21 protein-coding genes and 1 pseudogene are annotated in these 22,386 nt (G+C 65.1%); 7 read left to right on the top strand and 15 right to left on the bottom strand.

The annotated features are described in order from the left end of the window. Positions 1-243 precede the first annotated feature (243 nt). The 4 genes and pseudogenes from fabA to PJW05_RS26735 all read left to right on the top strand — a co-directional run bounded on the left by fabA (position 244) and on the right by PJW05_RS26735 (position 3,810). Positions 244-759, top strand: a complete 516-nt coding sequence (fabA, locus tag PJW05_RS11755) for a 3-hydroxyacyl-[acyl-carrier-protein] dehydratase FabA (protein ID WP_271411873.1) — start codon at positions 244-246, stop codon at positions 757-759. 11 nt (positions 760-770) lie between these two features. Beyond that, complete coding sequence (gene fabB / locus PJW05_RS11750; protein ID WP_271411872.1) at positions 771-1,988, top strand: beta-ketoacyl-ACP synthase I; 1,218 nt, start codon at positions 771-773, stop codon at positions 1,986-1,988. Between the two features lie 196 nt (positions 1,989-2,184). After that, positions 2,185-2,907: pseudogene (locus tag PJW05_RS26740) on the top strand (MCP four helix bundle domain-containing protein); the annotation flags it as partial. A gap of 21 nt (positions 2,908-2,928) precedes the next feature. Next, positions 2,929-3,810 (top strand): methyl-accepting chemotaxis protein, encoded by an 882-nt coding sequence (locus PJW05_RS26735; RefSeq protein WP_442969253.1) that lies wholly within the window; start codon positions 2,929-2,931, stop codon positions 3,808-3,810. Between the two features lie 161 nt (positions 3,811-3,971). On the opposite strand, the gene mddA is transcribed toward PJW05_RS26735, so the two are convergent. The 5 genes from mddA to PJW05_RS11720 form a co-directional block, all read right to left on the bottom strand. Next, the gene (gene mddA / locus PJW05_RS11740; RefSeq protein WP_271411870.1) at positions 3,972-4,745 is read right to left on the bottom strand and encodes a methanethiol S-methyltransferase; all 774 of its coding nucleotides are present in this window, start codon (positions 4,743-4,745) and stop codon (positions 3,972-3,974) included. Positions 4,746-4,839: 94 nt separating this feature from the next. After that, positions 4,840-7,659, bottom strand: a complete 2,820-nt coding sequence (locus tag PJW05_RS11735; protein WP_271411869.1) for a PAS domain-containing hybrid sensor histidine kinase/response regulator — start codon at positions 7,657-7,659, stop codon at positions 4,840-4,842. 137 nt (positions 7,660-7,796) lie between these two features. Then, on the bottom strand, positions 7,797-8,516 hold the full coding sequence (locus tag PJW05_RS11730; RefSeq protein WP_271411868.1) for a response regulator: 720 nt from the start codon (positions 8,514-8,516) through the stop codon (positions 7,797-7,799). 65 nt (positions 8,517-8,581) lie between these two features. Further along, a complete protein-coding gene (locus tag PJW05_RS11725; RefSeq protein ID WP_271411867.1) occupies positions 8,582-9,046 on the bottom strand; it encodes a DUF3859 domain-containing protein in 465 nt (154 codons plus the stop codon). Positions 9,047-9,109: 63 nt separating this feature from the next. Next, the gene (locus PJW05_RS11720; RefSeq protein ID WP_271411866.1) at positions 9,110-10,132 is read right to left on the bottom strand and encodes an amidohydrolase family protein; all 1,023 of its coding nucleotides are present in this window, start codon (positions 10,130-10,132) and stop codon (positions 9,110-9,112) included. 131 nt (positions 10,133-10,263) lie between these two features. Between PJW05_RS11720 and PJW05_RS11715 the strand changes: the two genes are divergently transcribed. Both PJW05_RS11715 and PJW05_RS11710 read left to right on the top strand, forming a co-directional pair. Beyond that, a complete protein-coding gene (locus PJW05_RS11715) occupies positions 10,264-10,683 on the top strand; it encodes an OsmC family protein (protein WP_271411865.1) in 420 nt (139 codons plus the stop codon). A gap of 20 nt (positions 10,684-10,703) precedes the next feature. Continuing rightward, complete coding sequence (locus PJW05_RS11710) at positions 10,704-11,564, top strand: pirin family protein (protein ID WP_271411864.1); 861 nt, start codon at positions 10,704-10,706, stop codon at positions 11,562-11,564. A gap of 223 nt (positions 11,565-11,787) precedes the next feature. Here PJW05_RS11710 and PJW05_RS11705 read toward each other — a convergent pair whose 3' ends face one another. From PJW05_RS11705 to PJW05_RS11685, 5 genes are all read right to left on the bottom strand, one after another. Next, entirely contained in the window at positions 11,788-12,576 is a 789-nt protein-coding gene (locus PJW05_RS11705; protein ID WP_271411863.1) for a dienelactone hydrolase family protein, read from the bottom strand. A gap of 132 nt (positions 12,577-12,708) precedes the next feature. After that, entirely contained in the window at positions 12,709-14,607 is a 1,899-nt protein-coding gene (gene htpG / locus PJW05_RS11700; protein ID WP_271411862.1) for a molecular chaperone HtpG, read from the bottom strand. A gap of 195 nt (positions 14,608-14,802) precedes the next feature. Then, on the bottom strand, positions 14,803-16,050 hold the full coding sequence (locus PJW05_RS11695; protein ID WP_271411861.1) for an MFS transporter: 1,248 nt from the start codon (positions 16,048-16,050) through the stop codon (positions 14,803-14,805). Positions 16,051-16,090: 40 nt separating this feature from the next. Continuing rightward, complete coding sequence (locus PJW05_RS11690) at positions 16,091-16,534, bottom strand: PaaI family thioesterase (RefSeq protein WP_271411860.1); 444 nt, start codon at positions 16,532-16,534, stop codon at positions 16,091-16,093. Beyond that, entirely contained in the window at positions 16,531-16,986 is a 456-nt protein-coding gene (locus PJW05_RS11685; protein WP_271411859.1) for a PaaI family thioesterase, read from the bottom strand. Before PJW05_RS11685 ends, PJW05_RS11690 begins: the two co-directional genes overlap by 4 nt. 166 nt (positions 16,987-17,152) lie before the next feature. Here PJW05_RS11685 and PJW05_RS11680 point away from each other — a divergent pair, with 166 nt between their 5' ends. After that, complete coding sequence (locus tag PJW05_RS11680) at positions 17,153-17,359, top strand: hypothetical protein (RefSeq protein ID WP_271412209.1); 207 nt, start codon at positions 17,153-17,155, stop codon at positions 17,357-17,359. Between the two features lie 60 nt (positions 17,360-17,419). Here PJW05_RS11680 and PJW05_RS11675 read toward each other — a convergent pair whose 3' ends face one another. The 5 genes from PJW05_RS11675 to sucC form a co-directional block, all read right to left on the bottom strand. Continuing rightward, positions 17,420-17,809, bottom strand: coding sequence for an MAPEG family protein (locus tag PJW05_RS11675; protein ID WP_271411858.1), 390 nt, complete (start codon positions 17,807-17,809; stop codon positions 17,420-17,422). Continuing rightward, positions 17,806-18,540, bottom strand: coding sequence for a DUF599 domain-containing protein (locus PJW05_RS11670; RefSeq protein ID WP_271411857.1), 735 nt, complete (start codon positions 18,538-18,540; stop codon positions 17,806-17,808). The genes PJW05_RS11675 and PJW05_RS11670 overlap by 4 nt, the downstream gene beginning before the upstream one ends. Before the next feature lie 122 nt (positions 18,541-18,662). Further along, positions 18,663-19,976: a branched-chain amino acid transport system II carrier protein gene (gene brnQ, locus PJW05_RS11665; protein ID WP_271411856.1), complete on the bottom strand. Its 1,314-nt coding sequence runs from the start codon at positions 19,974-19,976 to the stop codon at positions 18,663-18,665. Positions 19,977-20,281: 305 nt separating this feature from the next. Continuing rightward, positions 20,282-21,169 (bottom strand): succinate--CoA ligase subunit alpha, encoded by an 888-nt coding sequence (gene sucD, locus PJW05_RS11660; protein ID WP_028629428.1) that lies wholly within the window; start codon positions 21,167-21,169, stop codon positions 20,282-20,284. Next, a complete protein-coding gene (sucC, locus tag PJW05_RS11655) occupies positions 21,169-22,335 on the bottom strand; it encodes an ADP-forming succinate--CoA ligase subunit beta (protein ID WP_271411855.1) in 1,167 nt (388 codons plus the stop codon). Before sucC ends, sucD begins: the two co-directional genes overlap by 1 nt. Positions 22,336-22,386: the final 51 nt, after the last annotated feature.

Here is a 22,386-nt window from a genome sequence, read left to right as displayed (position 1 = left end):
TCCAGACATTCGTCGAGTGTCCCGGGATGTTAAAGTGCACCACTCTTTGCGAACGGGATGCCCCTGGCGCCCCCGTAACGGCGGGGCGACGTCACTCAAGTGAACGTCTGTACTCCCCCGCTGTGACTTTCACCACAACGCAACAGTCTATGACTAGTCTGCCGCATGACGCCCCTATAACCGGCCACGGCAGAAGGACGAATGCAAAGCCCCGTGTCGCACGGGGACCATTGAGGAGCTCGCATGACCAAACAAAACGCCTATACCCGGGAAGACCTGCTGCGCTGCAGTCGCGGCGAGCTGTTCGGCCCTGGTAATGCGCAACTGCCCGCCCCCAACATGCTGATGATCGACCGCATCGTGCATATCAGCGAAACCGGCGGGAAGTACGGCAAAGGCGAGATCGTCGCCGAGCTCGACATCAATCCCGACCTGTGGTTCTTCGCCTGCCATTTCGAAGGCGACCCGGTCATGCCCGGCTGCCTCGGCCTCGACGCCATGTGGCAGCTGGTGGGCTTCTACCTCGGCTGGCAGGGCAACCCCGGCCGTGGCCGCGCGCTGGGCTCGGGTGAAGTGAAATTCTTCGGCCAGGTCCTGCCGTCCGCGAAAAAGGTCACCTACACCATCCACATCAAGCGCACTATTAACCGATCGCTGATCCTCGGTATCGCCGATGGCACCGTTGCCGTCGATGGCCGCGAGATCTACAGCGCCGAAGGCCTGCGCGTCGGCCTGTTCACTTCCACCGACAGCTTCTGAAGGACATCCGCATGCGTCGCGTCGTGATCACTGGCCTGGGCATCGTTTCCTGCCTGGGTAATGACAAAGCCACTGTTTCCGCCAACCTGCGCGCCGGCAAGGCCGGTATCCGCCACAACCCGTCCTACGCCGAGATGGGTCTGCGCAGCCAGGTGTCCGGCTCCGTCAACCTGAACCTGGAAGAACTGATCGACCGCAAGCTCTTCCGCTTCATGGGTGATGCCGCCGCGTACGCCTACCTGGCCATGCAGCAGGCCATCGAAGACGCCGGCCTGACCGCCGAGCAAATCTCCAACCCGCGCGTGGGCCTGATCGCCGGCTCCGGTGGCGCTTCCACCGTGAACCAGATGGAAGCCATCGACACCCTGCGCGAAAAGGGCGTCAAGCGCATCGGCCCATACCGCGTGACCCGTACCATGGGCAGCACCGTTTCCGCCTGCCTGGCCACCCCCTTCCAGATCAAGGGCGTGAACTTCTCCATCTCCTCGGCCTGCGCCACCAGCGCGCACTGCATCGGCCAGGCCATGGAGCAGATCCAGCTGGGCAAGCAGGACATGGTCTTCGCTGGCGGCGGTGAAGAAGAGCATTGGAGCCAGAGCTGCCTGTTCGACGCCATGGGCGCCCTGTCCACCCAGTACAACGAAACCCCCGAGAAGGCCTCCCGCGCCTACGACGCCAAGCGTGACGGCTTCGTCATCGCCGGCGGCGGCGGCATGGTGGTGGTCGAGGAGCTGGAACACGCGCTGAAGCGCGGCGCCAAGATCTACGCCGAAATCGTCGGCTACGGCGCCACCTCCGATGGCTACGACATGGTCGCCCCGAGCGGCGAAGGCGCGATCCGCTGCATGCAGCAGGCGCTGGCCACCGTCGACACCCCGATCGACTACCTGAACACCCACGGCACCTCCACCCCGGTGGGCGACGTGGCGGAAATCCGCGGCGTACGCGAGGTGTTCGGCGACAAGGCTCCGGCCATCAGCTCCACCAAGAGCCTGTCCGGCCACAGCCTGGGTGCCGCCGGCGTGCAGGAAGCCATCTACTGCCTGCTGATGATGGAAGGCAAGTTCATGGCCGGCTCCGCCAACATCGACGAGCTGGACCCGGAAGTGGCCGACCTGCCGATCCTGCGCGAGACCCGCGAGAACGCCCAGATCGATACCGTGATGTCCAACAGCTTCGGCTTCGGTGGCACCAACGCCACCCTGGTGCTGCGCCGCTACAACGGCTGAGCCCGACCCCGGCGGTATCCACGACGCCCGTATCCCCCCGGATACGGGCGTCGTCGTTCGTGGCCGCCCTCTTCCACTCCCGGTCCGTAAGGCCTGTAGGGCTTTTCCGAACCGTCTGTTTCGCCATCAAGAAGCGCCGCCCGCCTCCGCTACAGGGACCAGTGACACCCCACTCGTACCGGACCGGAGTAGACGCATGTTCCTTCGCCAACTGCCTATCGCCTACCGCGCAGCCATTGGCTTCGCCCTCATCACCCTCATGCTGATCGGCCTCGGCGGCTTCGCCCATGAGCGCATGACGGCCATCAACCAGGCTTCCACCCAGATCAGCGAGATCTGGCTCCCCAGTGTCCAGGCGTCCGGGCAGATGGGCCTGCTCATGGCCGAGTTCCGCCTCAGCGAGATGAACCATGTCCTCGCCCAGGACAGCGCCTCCATGGACGCCCAGGAACAGCGCATGGAGCGGTTGCGCGACGAACTGGTGAAGGTGGAGCAGGCCTACCGGCCGTTGCTGTCGCTGCCGGAAGAGAAGCAGTTGTTCGAGCAGATACTCGATGCCAGCCGCGACTACATGGACGGCCACAAGGAACTTCTGCAACTGTCGCGGCGCAACGACACCGAGCGCGCCCATGCGCTGATCCGCGGTGAGCTGAGCCAGCGCTACGAGCGGCTGTCGCGCAGCCTCGCCGCCTTGATCGACCTGGATCAGCGCCAGGCACGGATTTCCAGCGAACAGGGCAATGAGGTGGTCGACGAGGCGACTCGCTCGCTGCTGCTGGTGATGCTGCTGGCCGCGCTGGCCAGCACCGCCATTGCCTGGCTGCTCACCCAAAGCATCGTCAGACCGATACGCGAGGCCATGCGCACCGCAGAACGGGTGGCCGCTGGGGATCTCACCGGCGAGCTGGACAGCACCGGCCGCGACGAACCCGCCCGGCTGATGCAAGCCCTGCAAGCCATGCGGCAGTACCTGCACGACACCATCGAACAGATCGGCCATTCCGCCACCCAGCTCGCTTCGGCGGCAGAGCAGCTGAATGCGGTGACCGAGCAAGGCAATCGCTCCCTGAGCCGCCAGCACGATGAAATCGAAATGGCCGCGACAGCGGTCAACCAGATGAGCGCGGCAGTGGAGGAAGTGGCGCGCAACGCCGCCTCCACCTCGGAGGCCTCGACCGCCTCGGAAGAAGCCGCGCGCAGCGGCCGCGAGCGGGTAGAAGAAACCGTCCAGGCCATTCGCGGCATGGGCGAGGAAGTCACCCACACCACGCATCTGGTAACCAGGCTCGCCGAGCAGGCCCAAGGCATCGCCGCCGTGCTGGACGTGATCCGCGCCATCGCCGAGCAGACCAACCTGCTGGCCCTCAACGCCGCCATCGAGGCGGCTCGTGCCGGAGAACAGGGACGCGGCTTCGCCGTGGTGGCCGACGAGGTACGCGCCCTCGCCCACCGTACGCAGGAATCCACCCGCGAGATCGAGCAGATGATCGCCACCATCCAGGCCGGCTCCGACGCGGCGGTCGGCGCCATGAATCAGAGCGACACCCAGGCGCGAGCGATGGTCAAGTTGGCGGAGAGCGCCGGCCAGGCCCTGCACGAGATCGCCCGTCAGGCTGGCGAGATCAACGAGCGCACCCTGGTCATCGCCACCGCCGCCGAACAGCAGGCCCAGGTGGCCCGCGAGGTGGACCGCAACCTGGTGAACATCCGCAACATCTCGGTGCAGACCTCGGCCGGCGCCAACCAGACCTCCGCCGCCACCCACGAGCTGTCGCGGCTGGCAGTGGAACTCAACGGCATGATCGCGCGCTTCGTGGTCTGACCGTGGGAAGACCTGCCGTACCCAACAAGGAACGACCACGGGCTACCGTTGGGCCTCGCAGGCTCGGACCAGCGTGGCCCGCACCAATCTACGGGGCGGCTCTCTGGCCCCGCTCGAACAAAAGAGGGCGCCAGTACGGCGCCCTCTTCCTTTCCTGGCGATCAGGCCGCTTCGCGATCGTTTCCGGCCTCGGTGCGACCGCCGATGCGCGGCAGCAACATGGGCACCTGGCGCCGGTATTCGGCGTATTCCGGGTGTTCCCGCAGCAGGTCGCGCTCTTCCAGCTGGATGGCGGCGAGGATGTAGAGGCTGGTCAGCACCGCGAACAGCAGGTGGGCCGCGCTCATGGTCGGGGTGGCCCAGAAGCACAGGAACCAGCCCAGGTAGAGCGGGTGGCGCACCAGCTTGTAAGCACCCGGGGTCTTGAACGCCAGCGCGGTGTAGGGTTCGCCCAGCAGGTTCAGCCAGACCTGGCGCACACCGAACAGGTCGAAGTGGTTGATCAGCAGGGTCGAGTAGAACACCAGCGCCCAACCGAAACCGAAGATGGCGCCCATCACCAGCCGTCCGGAATGGTTCTCGATGTTCCAGATCTCCCCGCCCAGAGGCTGCCAGAAGCTGTACAGCAGGATCAGCGCCAGGCTGGAGAAGAGCACATAGGTGCTGCGCTCCGCCGCCGGGGCTATCCACTGCGTCCACCAGGCCTTGAAGGCCGGACGCGCCATCAGGCTGTGCTGCACGGCGAAGATGCTCAGCAGCAGCACGTCGATCCCGAGGGCGGTCCAGAACGGCAGGCGCGGCTCGCCATCCAGGGTTCGCGGTACGAACGGCAGGTTGGCGATGAAGCCGATGGAGTAGACGAAGGTGGCGAAGAAGATCAGGTAACTGATCAGGCCATAGGAAAAGATCGAGATGCGCTTGAAGTAGGTGACCATGGTGCGCTCCTGCCTGGGGCTCTGGCTGGCGGAATCGCTCCGCCCTGGATGCCAGATTGGCCCCGGCCTGTATCAGCCCGATGGCTGACGGCGCTCAGTTTGTTTCGGCTTTGTATCCGTGCTTCGAACTGCCCAGCCAGGCCTGCAGCAACTGATGCAGGCGTTGCTGGTTCAGGGGTTTGGTCAGCAGGGCCTTGACGCCCTGCTGCTGGACCTCGCTCTCCAGCAGCGCATCGCTGAACCCCGTATAGAGCACGATGGGCAGGTCGGCGCGCGAGGCCAGCAGCCGCCGTGCCAGTTGCAGGCCGGAGAGACGCGGCATGCTCTGGTCGAGGATGGCGAAATCCCAGGCGTAGGGATCGGCGCAGAGCAACTGGCTGGCCTGTTCCGCATCGCAGAAGATGCCGGCCGTGAGGCCCCAGCCCTCCAGCAATTCCCCCATGAACTCCGCCACCGTGGCATCGTCATCCACCACGGCCACCCGCCCGTGCAGGGCCGAGCGCAGGGGCGGTCGCTCGGCAACCGTGAAATACGCCTCGTCCGACACCGCCGGGCTATGGACCGGCATCAGTACGCGAAACGTGCTGCCATGCCCCGGCGCGCTGTCCAGATGGATATGGCCGCCGTACTCGTGGACGATGCCATGCACCATGGATAGCCCCATGCCGCTGCCCTGGCCGCTGGCCTTGGTGGAGAAGAAGGGTTCGAAGATCTGCGCCCGCAATGCCGGATCAATCCCTGGCCCGCTATCGCTGACGGTGAGGGCGACGAAATGCCCCTTGATCCGCTGCTGGCAGGACGCGCAGACGCCTTCCAGCTCCTGCTGGCCGAGACTGACGCGCAGTTGTCCGACGCTGCCCATGGCGTCACGGGCGTTGATGCAGAGGTTCATCAACACCTGCTCCAGTTGGACCGGATCGGCCAGCACGCGCGGCAGGTTGTGGTCGAGCTGGACCTCCAGTTCCACCGTGGCCGGCAGGGTGGACTCCACCAGGCGGATGAAATCCTCCAGCAACAGGTCCAGCGCTACCACCTGCGGCTTGCCCCGGCTGCCCCGGCTGAAGGTCAGCATCTGCTGGATCAGGTCGCGAGCCTTCTCCGCCGAACGCTGCACACGCGCCAGGTACTTACCCAGGCGCTCTTCGCCGCCCTGCTCCGCCAGCTCCTGGGCCATGACGGTGTAGCCGAGCATGCTGGTGAGCAGGTTGTTGAAGTCATGGGCGATGCCGCCAGTCAGATGGCCGATGGCTTCCATGCGCTGGGCCTGCCGCAGTTGCTGCTCCAGGCGCGCGCGCTCTTCTTCGGCCTGGGTACGTTCGGTGATGTCGCGCAGGTAGCAGATGAAGCGCGGCCCCTCGTCGCCCGGCACCTGGGTCAGGGCCAGCTCGGCGGCGAACTCGTGGCCATCGGCGCGTTGCGCCACCACTTCCATGCGCTTGCCGAGGAAGGCGCCATGGCCGGTCATCAGGTAGTGCTCCAGCGCGCGCTCGTAGGCATCGCGAAAGCGCGGCGGGATGATCAGCTTCAACAGCGGCTGGCCCAGGGCCTGCTCGCGACTGATGCCGAAGCACTGCTCGGCCGCCGGGTTGAAGGCCAGCACCCGCCCGCTCTCATCCATGCTGATGAAACAGTCCAGAGCGGTATTGGTGATGGCCCGGTACTGCAGTTCGCTGGCGCGCAATGCCTGCTCGGCCTCCTTGCGCTGGGTGATTTCGCGGGTGATGCCGAGAATGCGGTCGATGCCGCCGATGGCCACACGTTTCAGCAGCACCTCGTCCCAGTGCAGGCTGCCATCGCGGTTGCGCCGATGCCATTCGAAGCGCTGCATCTGACCGGCGGCGGCACGCGCCAGGTAGCCGGCGGCCTCCTTGCCGGTGTAAGGCGAATAGCCGGCGCTGAAGGCATCGATATCCAGCTTGAGCATTTCCTCGTAGCTGTAGCCGTAGGCGCGGCAGGCCTTGGGATTGACATCCACCAGGGCGCCGCTGTCGATGTCGTGGACGAAGATGGCGTCCTCCGAGGTGTCGAAGATCGCCCGATAGCTGGCCTCGGCCTCCAGCCGCTCGATCTCCGCCGCCGCCCGTACCGAGAAAATCCGCAGCACCGACTCCACCTTGTCGCGATCCGTCATGCTGCCCAGCCGGCCGGCGGCGATCAGCCCCAGGGGCCGGCCATCGCTGGCGAACAGCGGAAAGCCGGCATAGCTGTCGACGCCGAAGGCCGCCAGCACCTGGTCGTCGGGATAGGACGAGCACAGGTCACGAGGCACGAAGTGGAAGCTGCGGCCGAAGACCTCGGCGCAAGGCGTGCCCTTGAGCGCGTAGGTGGCGTTCTGCTGCAGCCTGCCTTCGTAGTACAGCGCCAGCGTGGTCAGGCAATGCGGCCCGTCGTCGCTGATGCGGCTGACAAAGGCGAAGTCGGCATTCAACGAACGCACCATGTAGCGGGCGATGGCCTCGAACACCTCGTTGCCGGTGGCGGCGGACACCCCCAGGGCAACGAAACGCAGCACCTCTTCCAGGCTCTTGCGCGAGCTGATGTCGGTGGAGATGCCGCACACCGCACTGACCCGCCCCTCGCCATCGAAGAGCGGGAACTTGTTCGACAGGTAGGTGCGGATGCCCCCGCCCATGGGCACCTGCTCCTCGAACTCCAGCTCATGGCCGAGCTGGATCACGCGCAGGTCGTTGGCGCGCAGCACGTCGGCGATTTCCCGAGGAAAGAACTCGTGGTCGGTATGTCCCAGCACCCGTTCGGCGCGGACCTTGAACAACCGCTCGAAAGCGCGGTTGACCAGCACCAGACGCCCATCGAGGTCCTTCACGTAGATCACCGCGCTGCTGTTGTCGACGATCTGCCGCAGGCGATGTTCTTCGGCGCTGACGGCAAAATGGCGGGTCAATGGCTGGCTCACCGGCAGGCCCTCGGGAGGTGGCGACTCGCCTGAGTATGGAACAGCCCGGCCACGCCCGATGGGGCTGGGAGGTCATTGAAACAATTGAAACAAAGCTGCCCTATCGGCATGGGGGATTGCGGATTCACCCCCCCCACTCATCCCGGCACGAACATGTAACCCACGCCGCGCACGGTGCGGATGATCTGCGGCTTGTCCGGGTCCGGCTCCAGCTTGCGGCGCAGGCGGGCGATGCGGATGTCGATGGAGCGGTCGAAGGGATTCCAGTCGCGATGCTGGGTGAGGTTCAGCAACTGGTCGCGGGACAATGGCCGATTGGGACGTTGGGCAAAGGCCTGGAGCAGGTCGAACTCCATGGCGGTCAGGGGAATTTCCTCGCCCACCGCATCGAACAGTTGGCGGCGCTGCAGGTCGAGACGGCAGAGGCCCAGCTGCAGGCAGGGGGTTTCGCTTTCCGGGCCCGATGGAACGGCGGCGGCCGGGGCGCGGCGATAACGCCGCAACACGGTCTTGACCCGCGCCAGCAGCTCGCGGGGGTCGAAGGGCTTGGCCAGGTAGTCATCGGCGCCAACCTCCAGACCGACGATACGGTCCAGCGGCGTGCCGGCGCCGGATACCATGATCACCGGCAGGTCGTGGTGTTCGCGCAGGTAGCGCGCCAGGCTCAGGCCATCCTCGCCGGGCAGCCCCACGTCCAGCAGCACCAGGTCGGGCAGCGCCTTGGCCAACTGTGCGCGCAGCTGGCCGCTGTCGGCCACGGCACGGACCTGGTAACCCTGGCCGCCGAGGTAATCCAGCAGCAACTCGCGGATCGCCTCGTCGTCATCCACCACCAGGATGCTGATCTGTTCAGCCATGGGCCCGCGCCTCGCGCCTGCTTCAGACCCAGCGACTATAGCGCGCCCCGGCGACGCGCGCGGGCTCAGCGGACGGTGAAGCGCTGTTCGGCCAGCAGGCGGTCGCCCTGGAACACCATGAAGCGCCATTCGCCCGGCACCACTTCGTGGTGTTCAGTGAACTCGAAGGCCATGACGTCCAGCGGCGCACCGGGGGCCATCTGCTGCTCGACCACGAACTTGTCGTGGCGCTTGCCGTCCGGGGTGACCACGCCAGGGGTGAGGTAGAGCAGGGTCAGCGGGGTGTCCTTTTCCTGCTTGCCGGCCAGGGTGTAGCGCAGGCCGAACTTGGTGCCCAGCTTGGCCGGAATCTCGTCGGTCTGCTGGATGGTCTGGTTGCTGCGGGTCAGCACGCGCTCACCCGGCTGGTAGTCCTGGTACTGGGATTCGAAGATGCCGTACTCCACCGGCCCGTCCACCCGCACGTCGGCCAGGGCCGCGCCGGAAGCCAGGCCCAGGGCCATGAGTGCTGTCATTCGAAAGGGGGTCATGTCGCGCTCCTTGTTTGCGGTGGCGCGAGGTTATGACGTGGTCATGACAAGCGCATGACAGACTCACGGCGCATCACCACCCCGCCGTTTGCGTGGCAGCACGGCAAGGAAATTGTCCCGCGCCACCTTGCGCGCCACCGCTTCTGGCAACGCGTCGAGGAACGGCGTGTAGGCCGCGAGAGTGTCGCCCAGGCCATCGAAACGCCCCACCACGTCCGAGCCGAGCATGAAGCGCTCCGGGTAGCGCTCCACCAGCGCCAGCCATTTGCGGTCCGGCTTGCCGCGCCTGTCCAGCAGGTAGGGCTGCAGCACGCTCCAGGACAGGTCGATGTAAAGGTTCGGGTAGGCGTCGAGCAGCCGCTCCAGGGTGGGCAGCAGGAAGTCCAGCTTCGTCTGGTGACGGTGGATTTCCATGCTTGTACCGGCGTGGGCCCAGATGAAGCGCACGTGGGGATGGTTGCGCAACGGCTCTTCCACCTCCTCCAGATAGAGCGGATTGCGCTCGCGCTTGGAGGTGATGTTGGCGTGCAGCAGCACCGGCAGATCGTACTCGGCGGCCAAGTGATAGACGCGCCCCATGGCCTCGTTGTTGGCTCGCGGCGTATCGCCATCAATCAGGGCGGTCAGGTCGTCGTGGCGGGTGAACACCTCGCCGATGCCCTGCCAGAGCCCCGGGTCCAGCTCCAACATGCGGCGAATATGGGCGTCGGCATTCTTGTCGTTGGGGTTGAAGCCGCTGAGAAAGGGGTGGAAGCGCTCGCGATGCCGGGCCGGCAGTTGCTTCACCGCGGCGGCCACCAGCACGTCGGTGGCGCTGTACCAGTAGGCGCGGGCGTCGTCGCCAGCGTAATAGCGCGGCCGCTTGGGCTCATCCTCGTGCCATTTCTTGGCCACCGGAATGCCGGAGATCATCACGTGATCGATACGGCCCTTGTCCATCGCGTCGATCAGGGCCGGCATGCCGTCGCTTTCCTGGAAGAAATCCACGTAGTGCAAGTGGGCGTCGCTGTAGCGGTAATCGCGCGCCTCGCCGCAGGTGGCCGCCAGCAGCAGCAAGGCCGCGACACTGTTCCCAAGTCGATACAAGACGAACGCTCCCTGGTGATTGAGCGACTATAGACCGGCAGCCCGCGGCCCCCGTTCAATCCGTCCCGCTACCCCGGTCTTTGCGCTAGCCTAGCCGGGACCTTTCCCTTCCACCGGCCAGGAGGCCTTCCATGACCATCCGCCTCACCCGCGACTCCGCCCACGGTACCCGCCATCGCATCGAACTGGACGGCAAGTCGCCGCTGTTCACCGACCTGCCGAGCGACCTGGGCGGCGCCGGTGCCGACCCGGAGCCACATGACTACTTCGATGCCGCCCTGGGCAGTTGCAAGGCGCTGACCGTCACCTACTACGCCCGCAAGAACGATATTCCGCTGACCGGCGTGGACGTCGAAGTGACCCGCGACGACAGCGAGGAACGCAAGGGGCAGTATCGCCTGGACGTGAAGCTGACCCTGCGCGGCGCCCTCACCGACGAGCAACGCGCCACTCTGCTGCGCATCGCCGACAAATGCCCGGTGCACAAGCTGATGACCCAGGTGGAGACCCGCATCGAAACACGCCTCGCGGAAGGCAACTTCAGCCAGTGAACCGAACGGGAAGTCCGAACATGAGCATACTCACCATCCGCCCACGCGCCGAAGAGGTCGCCGGGCAGCCCATCCTCCGCCCGCTGCCGTCGGCCCAATGTCGCAGTGTCGGGCCCTTCGTGTTCTTCGACCACATGCTGGAAGCCGACTACGCCCCCGGCAGCGGCATGGACGTGCGCCAGCATCCGCATATCGGCCTGTCCACCCTCACCTACCTGTTCGAAGGCGAGTTGCAGCACAAGGACAGCCTCGGCTCGGATCAGGTGGTGAAACCGGGCGACGTCAGTTGGATGACCGCCGGGCGCGGCGTGGCCCACGTCGAGCGCACGCCGGCCGGCCTGATGGCCAGCGGCTCCCGCGCCCACGGGCTGCAGGTGTGGCTGGCGCTGCCACAGGCATTCGAGGACTGCGAACCCAGCTATAGCCATCACCCGGCGGCCAGCCTTCCGCAGCACGAGTCCCTCGGCGTACGCATCCGCCTGATCGCCGGCAGCGGATTCTGCCTGCAATCCCCGGTCCCCGTACTCTCCCCGACCCTCTATGCCGACCTGCAATTGGAAGCCGGCGCCACCCTGAACATTCCCACCGAGCATCCACAGCGGGCGCTCTATCTGCTGGACGGCGAGGCACTGCTGGACGACCAGCCGATCGAACCGCGCAGCTTGCTGGTTCTGCCCGAAGGCGTCGAGTACCTGCTCACAGCCTGTGGCGGGTGCCACCTGGTGATGATCGGCGGCGCGCCCCTGGAGGGCCCCAGGCGGATGAACTGGAACTTCGTCGCCAGCAACCCGGCACTCATCGAGCAGGCCCGCAACCGCTGGGCAGCGGGCGATTGGCCAACCGTGCCGGGCGAAACCACACGCATCGAACTGCCGCGCTGAGCCGGCCTCTTTGTCGCGGTTCCCGAATCCATCAGTGGGAACTGATGGGTTTCGCTTCGCTCTACCGCATCCTACGGGTGAGTTCGCCGTACGGCAGTTCCGCAGGACACGTAGGATGGGTAGAGCCCGCGAAACCCATCGCGCCGGCTGGTGAAGAGCCCGTCCAACAGCCCCGCCGCCACACCCTGGGGGCGTAGTGCGCGGCCGCGGATTCGCGTCATGGCTACCGCGTTCCGCCGAAGACTTCGTCGAACAGGTCGTTCATGGCCTGGTAGGCCCGCGCGGCAACCTTCGGGTGGTATTCGTTGCGACCCGGCACATTGGCCTCGCGGTCGGTGAAGGAGTGCACTGCGCCGCCGTAGCTCACCAACTGCCAGTCGGCCTTGGCGGCGGTCATTTCGGCGGTGAAGGCATCCACTTGAGCCTTGGGAACCGACGGGTCGTCGGCACCATGCAGCACCAGCACCGGCGCGCGGATATTGCGCGCATCATCCGGATTCGGTGTGTCCAGGTTGCCGTGGAAGGACACGAAGCCCTTGAGCGGAGCTCCGGAGCGGGCCAACTCCAGCACACTGCCGCCACCGAAGCAGAAGCCGATGGCGCCCAGGCTGCCCGGGTCCAATGGCACCTTCTCGCCCAGTTTCCCGAACACGTCCACCCCGGCCTGGGCGCGCTTGCGCATCAGCGCCCGGTCGCCACGTACCACCGTGGCAGCAGCCCTGGCCTCCTCCGGGCTGGCGGGTCGGACGTCCTTGCCATACATGTCGGCGATGAAGATCACATAACGCTGGCCGGCAATCTCCTTGGCTTGCTCGGCAGCAGCCGGGGTGACGCCCAGCCAGTTGGGAACCATCATCAGGCCGGGGCGCGGAGTCTTCACCGCGTCGTCGTAGACCAGGGTGCCCTCGAAGGCCTTGCCATCGATCTCGTAAGGCACCGCTTGGGTGACCATCGCCGCCCAGGAAGGCGTGGCGATAGCCACGAGTAGCGAAGGCAGAAGCAATCGGTTCATGGAGCGCTCTCCTGTGCCAAGGGGGGATGACTGAGCTTAGACCCTGCGGCGGAACCGGCGGCTCATTCCGCGGTTTTCCGCGCCCAACGAAAGAGGCCCGCACATGCGGGCCTCTTTCATTCCAACCGGCTATCAGGCGGAGAGTTCCACCAGCAGCTTGTTCAGGCGGCGCACATAGGCGGCCGGGTCCTTCAGGCTGTCTCCGGCGGCCAGGGCGGCCTGGTCGAAGAGGATGTGGGACAGCTCGCCGAAGCGGTCTTCGTCCTGTTCGCCGTCCAGCTTCTCGATCAGCGGGTGAGCGGGATTGATTTCGAAGATCGGCTTGGAATCCGGCACTTTCTGGCCGCTGGCTTCGAGAATCTGGCGCATCTGCAGGCCGAGGTCCTGTTCGCCGATGGCGAGGATGGCCGGGGAGTCGGTCAAGCGGTGGGACACACGCACTTCGCTGACCTGTTCGTCCAGCGCCTTCTTCAGGCGCTCGATCAGCCCTTCCTTGGCCTTGGCGACTTCTTCCTGGGCCTTCTTGTCCTCTTCCGAGTCCAGCTTGCCCAGGTCCAGGTCGCCACGGGCGACGTCGACGAGCCCCTTGCCGTCGAAGTCGGTCAGGTAGCTCATCAGCCACTCGTCGATACGGTCGGTGAGCAGCAGCACTTCGATGCCCTTCTTGCGGAAGACCTCCAGGTGCGGGCTGTTCTTCACCTGGGAATGGCTCTCGCCGGTGAGGAAGTAGATCTTGTCCTGGCCTTCCTTCATGCGGCCAATGTAGTCGGCCAGGGACACGCTCTGCTCGCCGGACTCGTCCTGGGTGGAAGCGAAACGCAGCAGGCCGGCAATCTTCTCCTTGTTGGCGAAGTCCTCGGCCGGGCCTTCCTTCAGCACCTGGCCAAAGTTGTTCCAGAAGCCCTTGTACTGCTCGGGTTCGTTCTTCGCCAGCTTCTCCAGCATGTCCAGCACGCGCTTGGTCAGGGCCGACTTCATGGAGTCGATCACCGGGTCCTTCTGCAGGATTTCGCGGGACACGTTCAGCGACAGGTCGTTTGAATCCACCACACCCTTGATGAAACGCAGGTAGAGCGGCAGGAACTGGTCGGCCTGGTCCATGATGAACACGCGCTGCACGTACAGCTTGAGCCCCCGCGGGGCTTCGCGGTGGTACAGGTCGAACGGCGCGCGGGCCGGGACGTAGAGCAACGAGTTGTATTCGAGCTTGCCTTCGACCTTGTTGTGGCTCCAGGTCAGCGGGTCTTCGAAGTCATGGGCGATGTGCTTGTAGAACTCCTGGTATTCCTCGTCCTTCACCTCGGTGCGCGGACGGGTCCACAGGGCGCTGGCGCGGTTGACGGTTTCCCACTCGGCTTCCGCCGGTTGGTCTTCGCCGTGGTGTTCCTTCGGCAATTCGATGGGCAGGGCGATGTGGTCGGAATACTTCTTGATGACGTTGCGCAGGCGCCAGCCATCGGCGAACTCCTCTTCACCGGCCTTCAGGTGCAGGACGATGCGGGTCCCGCGCTCGGCCTTGTCGATGGTGGCGACGTCGAACTCACCCTCGCCTTTCGAGGCCCAATGCACGCCCTCGGCGGCCGGCAGGCCAGCGCGGCGGGTGAAGACGTCGACCTTGTCGGCCACGATGAAGGCGGAATAGAAGCCCACGCCGAACTGGCCGATCAGGTGGGAATCCTTCTTCTGGTCGCCGGAGAGGTTCTTCAGGAAGTCGGCGGTGCCGGACTTGGCGATGGTGCCCAGGTGCGCGATCACTTCATCACGGCTCATGCCGATGCCGTTGTCGTCGATGGTGATGGTGCGGGCGTCCTTGTCGAAGCTGACGCGGATCTTCAGCTCGGCGCCGCCTTCCAGCAGTTCCGGCTTGGCCAGGGCCTCGAAACGCAGCTTGTCGGCGGCGTCGGAGGCGTTGGAAATCAGTTCGCGGAGGAAGATTTCCTTGTTGGAATACAGGGAATGGATCATCAGGTGAAGCAACTGCTTCACCTCGGTTTGGAAGCCCAGGGTTTCTTTTTGAGTTTCCACACTCATGGTCTTCTTTCTCCACATGGATGGCTTGGGCCGCGCACGGCGGCGGATGTCATCCAGATGGGGCCTTCGACAAGGATTTCAAGTGCTTAGCGAATTCGGAATGGGGCGCGGGGCGAACAGGGCTGCTCCCGCCTGCCGCCCCGGTACGGCCGGCAGGCGAAAATGGCCGGATGATCGCCGGCCGTCCTGCCGCTATCAGGGCTCGAGCAGTTCGACGTGGGCGACCTCGTTGACGTCGAAACTGTAGCTGGCGGCCCCGGCGCCACCCAGGGTGCGGCGGATAAGGATGCGGCCCTCGCGATCCACCCCGGCGAAACGTCCTTCGGCGGTGCTGCCGCGAACCGTATACACACGCATGCTGAGCGCCTGGTACTGGCCGGGGTTGTTCAGCAAGCGCTGCAGGGAAAAGCGCAGGCGGCGGTCCAGCGGCCGCGGGGTGTCGGCGACCGGCGCCGGCTCGCGCGCCTCGGCGGGCGCTTCGGCGGTGGCGGCAGGCGCCGCCAGGGGCGGGAAGCTGTCGTGCTGGACGCGCCAGCCACGCGCCTCGCTCTTGCTGAGCTGCAACGGCAGGTGCTGAAGTTGGCCGTCGATCCGCGCGTCCACGTCCAGCTCCAGCCGCAATGCCGGCAGGTTCACGACAGGCAGCGGGGCCAGTTCGACCGCGCGCGTCGCGAACCGTCGCTGCAGGTAGTCGCGGATCACGTACGCCAGGGTATCGCGGGAATCGTAGGTGGTATCCACCCGGCCATCGCGGTAGCGCAGACGGTCGGTGAACACCTCCAGGTGTCCGGACAGTGTGGTGGCGAACTTCGGCGGCAGGACCAGATGGAAGTCCCCCGCCATGCGATTCGGCGCCACCGGCTGGAGGTCCAGGTGCAGGGTGTAGCCACGAGGGATGCGGCGGGCCTCCGGCAGTTCCTGATCCGGCGACAGCCAGCTGATCTCGACTTCCGGCCGCGGGCCCTGGTCCTGGGGCAGCACGTCCAGGCGCAAGGCGCCCTGGGGCTGCTGGCCGATGCGAATGGTCAACTCGCGACGGGCATAGAAGTCCTGGCCCTCGCGCAGGCTGAGCACACCGTCCACCAGCTCAGCCTGCAGCGGCGAGAACTGCTGGCCGTTGAGTTCGCCCTTGAGGCGGATGTCCAGTTCGGACGCACCCTGCGCCCCATCGCCGAGCCAGCGCAGGCCGATGATTGCCTGAAGACGCTCCGGGTGCTGCGCGGCGAGCATGGTGACCCCCACCACCAGCGGGATGAAGCCCATGGCGCCGAGGGCCACGGCCTTGCGCGCGGTGCGCCAATGGCAGAGCGCATAGGCGACCGTGACCGGCGGCAACAGGCTGCCGAAGCCCCAGAGCAGGCTGGTGCCGAAGGCGAGCATCACCAGCCAGACCAGGCCGGTGACGATCAGCAACAGGCCGCCAAGTATCAGTAACGCAACCATCGGACTTTCCTTGTAAGCGACCGGACGCGCCTGGCGTGCCTCAGGGTTCGTCGACCTTGAAATGGGCGCGCGCGGTGGCGATGGGTTCGGTCTGGGTGGTTTGCCAGGCGGTGATGGCGACGTTGGCGACACGACGGCCCTGCCGCCAGACCTGGCACTGGACGTAGGTGTCACGATAGTGGCCGGCGCGCAGGTAATCTATCGAGAAGTCGATGATTTTGGGCATATGTGGCGTGCCCATGAACATCAACAGGTGGAGCATGGCGGCGTGCTCCATGAAACCGGCGATCACGCCGCCGTGGATGGCCGGCAGGGTCGGATTGCCAATGTTGTCCTTGTTCGCCGGCAGGCGAAAGACCATGTCATCGCCCAGGCGCAGGCATTCCATGCCGATCAGTCTGGCGTAGGGAATCAGGCATACCAGCGAGTCGTAATCGTTCTTCTCGTGGGCTTCGCGCACCAGGGCGTTGAGGTCGAGGCTCATGCCGCACCTCCCTGCTTCAGTTGGCCGGGCTTGCCCATGCGCATGAAAGCCCCCACCACGTGGGCGATGGGCTGGGACGGGTCGTCCTGGTAGGCATAGCCGCGGGTAAAGATGACGTTGGGGGTCACCCGGTAGCATTCGGCGAAGCCGAAGACGTCCTTGTGCGGCTCGGCCGGGTGCATGTAGTCGATGCGCAGGTCCAGGGTCGGGCAGATCTCGAATTCGGGCAGCACGCAGACGGTGGAAATGCCGCAGGTGGTGTCCATCAGGGTAGTGATGGCGCCGCCATGGATCACGCCGGTTTCCGGATTGCCGATGATCCGGGTGCTATAGGGCAGGCGCAGGGTGAGCCCGGCGGCAGACGCGTCGTGCACGCTGAGGTCGAGCACCTGGCAATGGCGCAACGCGGCGAGGAAGCGCTGCGCCCGTTCGATAAGGGAAAGATCCGACATGACTGCGACCTTGGCGTCTGGGCAAAGACGCGAATCATACCGTGTCAGGGCCGGTTACGCCGTGGGAGACCGCCCGGTCAGGCTTTTGCCATTTCAGTGGAACTTAGAATCTTCTCGCAAGCTCCAACGGCTATCGATGAGGAAAGCCACATATGGAGGCTCAATGATGAAGAAAACCCTGTCTCTCGCCCTGCTGCTGGCCGCCAGCCTTGGTCTCGCTGCCTGCGACAAGAAGGAAGAGGCCCAGGCGCCGGCTGCACCGGCGACCGAAACCCAGCCGAGCGCGCCAGCGCCTACCCCCGCTCCGGAAACCGCCCCGGCGCCGACCCAGCCCGCACCGGAAACCGCGCCGACCGACGAGCAGAGCCAGTAAGCCTTCCGCCGCTGGAACGACAAGGCCCGCACGATGCGGGCCTTGTCGTTTGTGGGGTGATCAGATTGCCGGGCTGAGCATCAGCACCAGGCAGCAGAGCAGGCCGACCACCCAGACCAGACTGCGCAGGGTGGCCCTGTCGTTCCAGTAGAGGAACAGATAGAGGACCCGCGAGACGACGAAGAGAATCGCCAGCAGGTCGACGAACCAGCCCTGGGTCTGGGTGACATGGGCCATCAGCACGCCCGCGGCGAACAGCGGGAATATCTCGATGCTGTTCTGGTGCGCCGCCAGGGCCCGCGCGCCGAAACCCGTCAGGCGCCCCTGCTGTGCGCGCGGATTACGGTTGTCGTAGCCCCCGCCCTCCTCGCTCATGGCCTTGGCCACGGGTGCTTTCGCCAGGTAGATAAGCAGCGCGGCAATGAACAGGCACCAGAACGGAAGACTCATTCGACTTTCTCCTTGGGCGCATCCGGCGCCTGCGTCGGCGTGTAGACCATTACATCCAGCACATCGGAATGGAATTCGCGGCGGTAGAGCACCAGCACCACCCCGGCGGTAACGAGCATGAAACACCAGGCATTGATGAACCAGGCCAGCATCGCCAGGCCGAAATAGTAGCTGCGCAGACCGAAGTTGAATTGGTTGGCGGCCAGGGAAACCACCCGCGCGGTGCGCTCGGCGAACGCCTTGCGCTCCTGCTCGCTGACGTGTTTCTCGCCGATCATCGGCGCAGAACCCACCAGGATGGCGGCGAAGTTGTACTGGCGCATGCACCAACTGAACGTGAAGAAGGCGTAGACGAAGACCACCGCCAGGCCCAGCAACTTCAGCTCGGAGATGCCGCGACTGGCGGGCTGCACCAGCGGCAGGTCGGCCAGCACCGACACCGCCCGGTCGGTGGAGCCGAGCACGGTGAGGATGCCGGCGAGGATGATCAGGGTGCTGGAGGCGAAGAACGACGCGTTGCGCTCCAGGTTGGCGATCACGCTGGCATCGGCGATGCGGTTGTCGCGCAGCAGCAGGCGGCGCATCCAGTCCTCGCGGTAGAGATGCAGGACCGAGGCCAGGCAGGCGGTATCCCTGCCCTTCCAGGTCGCGTAGCGGGTATAGCCCACCCAGCAGGTAATGAACCAGAGGATGGCCAACACGTGGGGCCAGTTGCGCAGAATGGTCGACATGCGAATTCCTTTTAAGAGCACGGCGAATTATAGCGGCACGCAAGCGCACTCCCTATGCGCATATGCAGTGGATCGCCCAATGAAAAGGCCGCCCGAAGGCGGCCTAGGGACGACACGGCGAATCAGGCAATCGCTTGCACCGGCTTGCCCAGCAGGCGGTCGGCGAGCGCCGCGATGGCCAGCACGACCAGCACCGGCACCAGCCAGCCGAGGCTCTGGTGCGCCAGGGGAAGCTGGGTGAAGAACGTCGGAACCACATCCTTGAAGCCGGCGGCGGCAATACCGTCGGCCAGGCCGAAGATCAGCGCGACGCCCATGGTGGGAATGAACACCCGGCGGGGCTCCACCCACAGGCGATCGGCCAGGCTGAGGGCGATCAGCACGATGGCCAGGGGATACAGGCCCACCAGTACCGGCACGGACAGGCTGATCAATTGCGTCAGGCCCTGGTTGGCCACCAGCAGGCTGAAAGCACCGAAGACCAGCACCACGGTACGGTAGGACAACGGCAGCAACCTGCTGAAGAACTCGCCACAGGCAGTGAGCAGACCGACCGCCGTGGTCAGGCAGGCCAGGGTGATGACCACGGCCAGCAGCAGACTGCCGGCGATACCGAAGGTGTGCTGCACGTAGGCGGTGAGGATCTGTACGCCGTTCTGCGCTTCGCTGGCGATGCCCTGGCTGGTGGCGCCGAGGTAGAACAGTGCCAGATACACCAGGGAAAGGCCGATGGCGGCGATGGTGCCGGCAATCATCGAATAACGGGTGACCAGGGCGTCGTCTTTCACGCCGCGATCACGGATCGCGGTCGCGATGACGATACCGAAGACCAGGGCGCCCAGCGTGTCCATGGTGAGGTAACCCTGGAGGAAGCCTTCCACCAGCGGAGCGGCCTGATAGGCGCTCGCTGCGGTGCCGATCTCGCCGGAGGGCGCCAGGATGGCGGCGCCGCCCAGGACCAGGAGCGCGGCGATCAGTACCGGGGTGATGAACTTGCCAATGCTGTCCACCAACTTGCCCGGGTTCAGGGCCAGGAAGAGCACTGCCGCGAAGTAGGCCACGCTGTAGAGGAACAAGGCGAGGTCGTTTTCCCCGGCGAAGGGCGCGACACCCATCTCAAACGACACCACGGCCGTACGCGGGGTCGCGAACAGCGGGCCGATCGCCAGATAAACGGCGACGGCCAGGAGAACTCCGGCGCGCTTGCCCAGGGGCGCGGTCAGGCGATCCATGCCGCCCCCTACGCGCGCCAGTGCGACCACGGTCAGCAGCGGCAGGCCGACACCGGTCAGCAGGAAGCCCAGCGCTGCGCGCCAGACGTGATCGCCTGCGGCGAGGCCGGCGCTGGGCGGAAAAATGATGTTGCCCGCGCCCAGGAACAGGGCAAAGGTCATAAAGCCAAGGGCCAGGAGATCCGAGCCTTTCAATCGAGTCATGAGGGGAAGTACCACAGAAAGAAGTTCATTGTTCCGAAGGGTTTCCCCAGGGGTTGGGGGAAACGTCATCCATCCGTTTGGGATCGATCTCTGGTGCCCCGCCTCAGCCCTTTTGGAGCGTGGCGAGCGAGATGGTTGCAAGCCCGACGATTTTACTTGGGGAATCGGCTGGCGTGGATCAGGCTGTCGGAGTAGCAACCGTTTCTGTCGCTTGCCCGACAGGCGGTTGTACCTCCGTGAAGATGGGTTGCGCCAGAAACGACAAAGGCCACCCGGGGGGTGGCCTTTGCCTGAGTCAGGACGCCTTAGGCGTTCTTGACTTCCCAGCCGGTCAGCTCGGCCAGGGCCTTGCCGATGTCAGCCAGGGAACGCACGGTTTTCACACCAGCGTCCTGCAGGGCGGCGAATTTCTCGTCCGCGGTGCCTTTGCCACCGGAGATGATGGCGCCCGCGTGGCCCATGCGCTTGCCGGGCGGTGCGGTTACACCGGCGATGTAGGACACCACCGGCTTGGTTACGTTGGCCTTGATGAAGGCAGCGGCTTCTTCTTCAGCGGAACCGCCGATTTCGCCGATCATCACGATGGCTTCGGTCTGCGGGTCTTCCTGGAACAGCTTCAGGATGTCGATGAAGTTGGAGCCCGGGATCGGGTCACCGCCGATGCCCACGCAGGTGGATTGGCCGAAGCCGGCGTCGGTGGTCTGCTTCACGGCTTCATAGGTCAGGGTGCCCGAACGGGACACGATGCCTACTTTGCCCGGCAGGTGGATGTGACCCGGCATGATACCGATCTTGCACTCGCCGGGAGTGATCACACCCGGGCAGTTCGGGCCGATCAGACGCACGCCCAGCTCGTCGCACTTGACCTTGGCGTCCAGCATGTCGAGGGTCGGGATGCCCTCGGTGATGCAGACGATCAGCTTGATGCCGCCGTTGGCCGCTTCCAGGATGGAGTCCTTGCAGAAGGGAGCCGGAACGTAGATCACCGAAGCTTCGGCGCCGGTGGCTTCAACGGCTTCCTTGACGGTGTTGAACACCGGCAGGCCCAGGTGGGTGGTGCCGCCCTTGCCGGGGGTCACGCCGCCGACCATCTTGGTGCCGTAGGCGATGGCTTGTTCGGAGTGGAAAGTACCCTGGCTACCGGTGAAGCCCTGGCAGATGACTTTGGTGTCTTTGTTGATCAGGACGCTCATTACTTGCCCTCCGCGGCCTTGACGACTTGCTGTGCAGCGTCGGTCAGGCTGGTCGCCGCGATGATGTTCAGACCGCTCTCGGCCAGTACCTTGGCGCCGAGGTCGGCGTTGTTGCCTTCCAGACGGACGACCACCGGGATCTTCACGCCCACTTCCTTCACCGCGCCGATGATGCCTTCGGCAATCATGTCGCAACGAACGATGCCGCCGAAGATGTTCACCAGAACGGCAGCGACGTTGCTGTCAGACAGGATGATCTTGAACGCTTCGGTCACGCGCTCCTTGGTCGCACCGCCGCCAACGTCGAGGAAGTTGGCCGGCTTGCCGCCGTGGAGGTTGACGATGTCCATGGTACCCATGGCCAGGCCGGCGCCGTTGACCATGCAGCCGATGTTGCCTTCCAGGGCTACGTAGTTCAGTTCCCACTTCTGCGCATGGGCTTCACGGGCGTCGTCCTGGGACGGGTCGTGCATAGCGCGCAGCTTGGGCTGACGGTACAGGGCGTTGCTGTCGATGTTGATCTTGGCGTCCAGGCAGTGCAGGTTGCCATCGGCCTTGATCACCAGCGGGTTCACTTCCAGCAGGGCCAGGTCGTAGTCCTGGAACAGCTTGGCCAGGTTCACGAAGATGTGGGTGAACTGCTTGATCTGGTCACCTTCCAGGCCCAGCTGGAATGCCAGCTCGCGGCCCTGGTAGGGTTGAGCGCCGACCAGCGGGTCGATGGTGGCCTTGAGGATCTTCTCGGGGGTGTCGTGAGCTACTTTCTCGATGTCCACGCCACCTTCGGTGGAAGCCATGAACACGATGCGGCGGCTGGAACGATCTACCACGGCGCCCAGGTACAGTTCCTTGGCGATGTCGGTGCAGGATTCGACCAGGATTTTGCTGACCGGCTGACCATTGGCGTCAGTCTGATAGGTCACCAGGCGCTTGCCCAGCCAGTTGGCGGCGAAGGCCTTGGCATCTTCCTTGCTCTTGACCAGCTTCACGCCGCCCGCTTTACCGCGGCCGCCGGCGTGGACCTGGGCTTTCACAACCCATTCGCTGCCACCGATTTTTTCGCAGGCTTCTGCGGCTTCTTCCGGGGTGTCTACGGCAAAGCCCTTGGATACGGGCAGGCCGTATTCAGCGAACAGCTGCTTACCCTGATACTCGTGGAGATTCATGCTTGTCTACCGTCTTCGTTTAGGTATTGCGCATTCGGCGCTGCATTCGTG

This window comes from Pseudomonas sp. Q1-7 (assembly GCF_028010285.1).
Taxonomy (GTDB): Bacteria; Pseudomonadota; Gammaproteobacteria; order Pseudomonadales; family Pseudomonadaceae; genus Metapseudomonas.
Note: the sequence above shows the minus strand (reverse complement) of the source record. Positions and strands in the feature narration are given on the sequence as shown.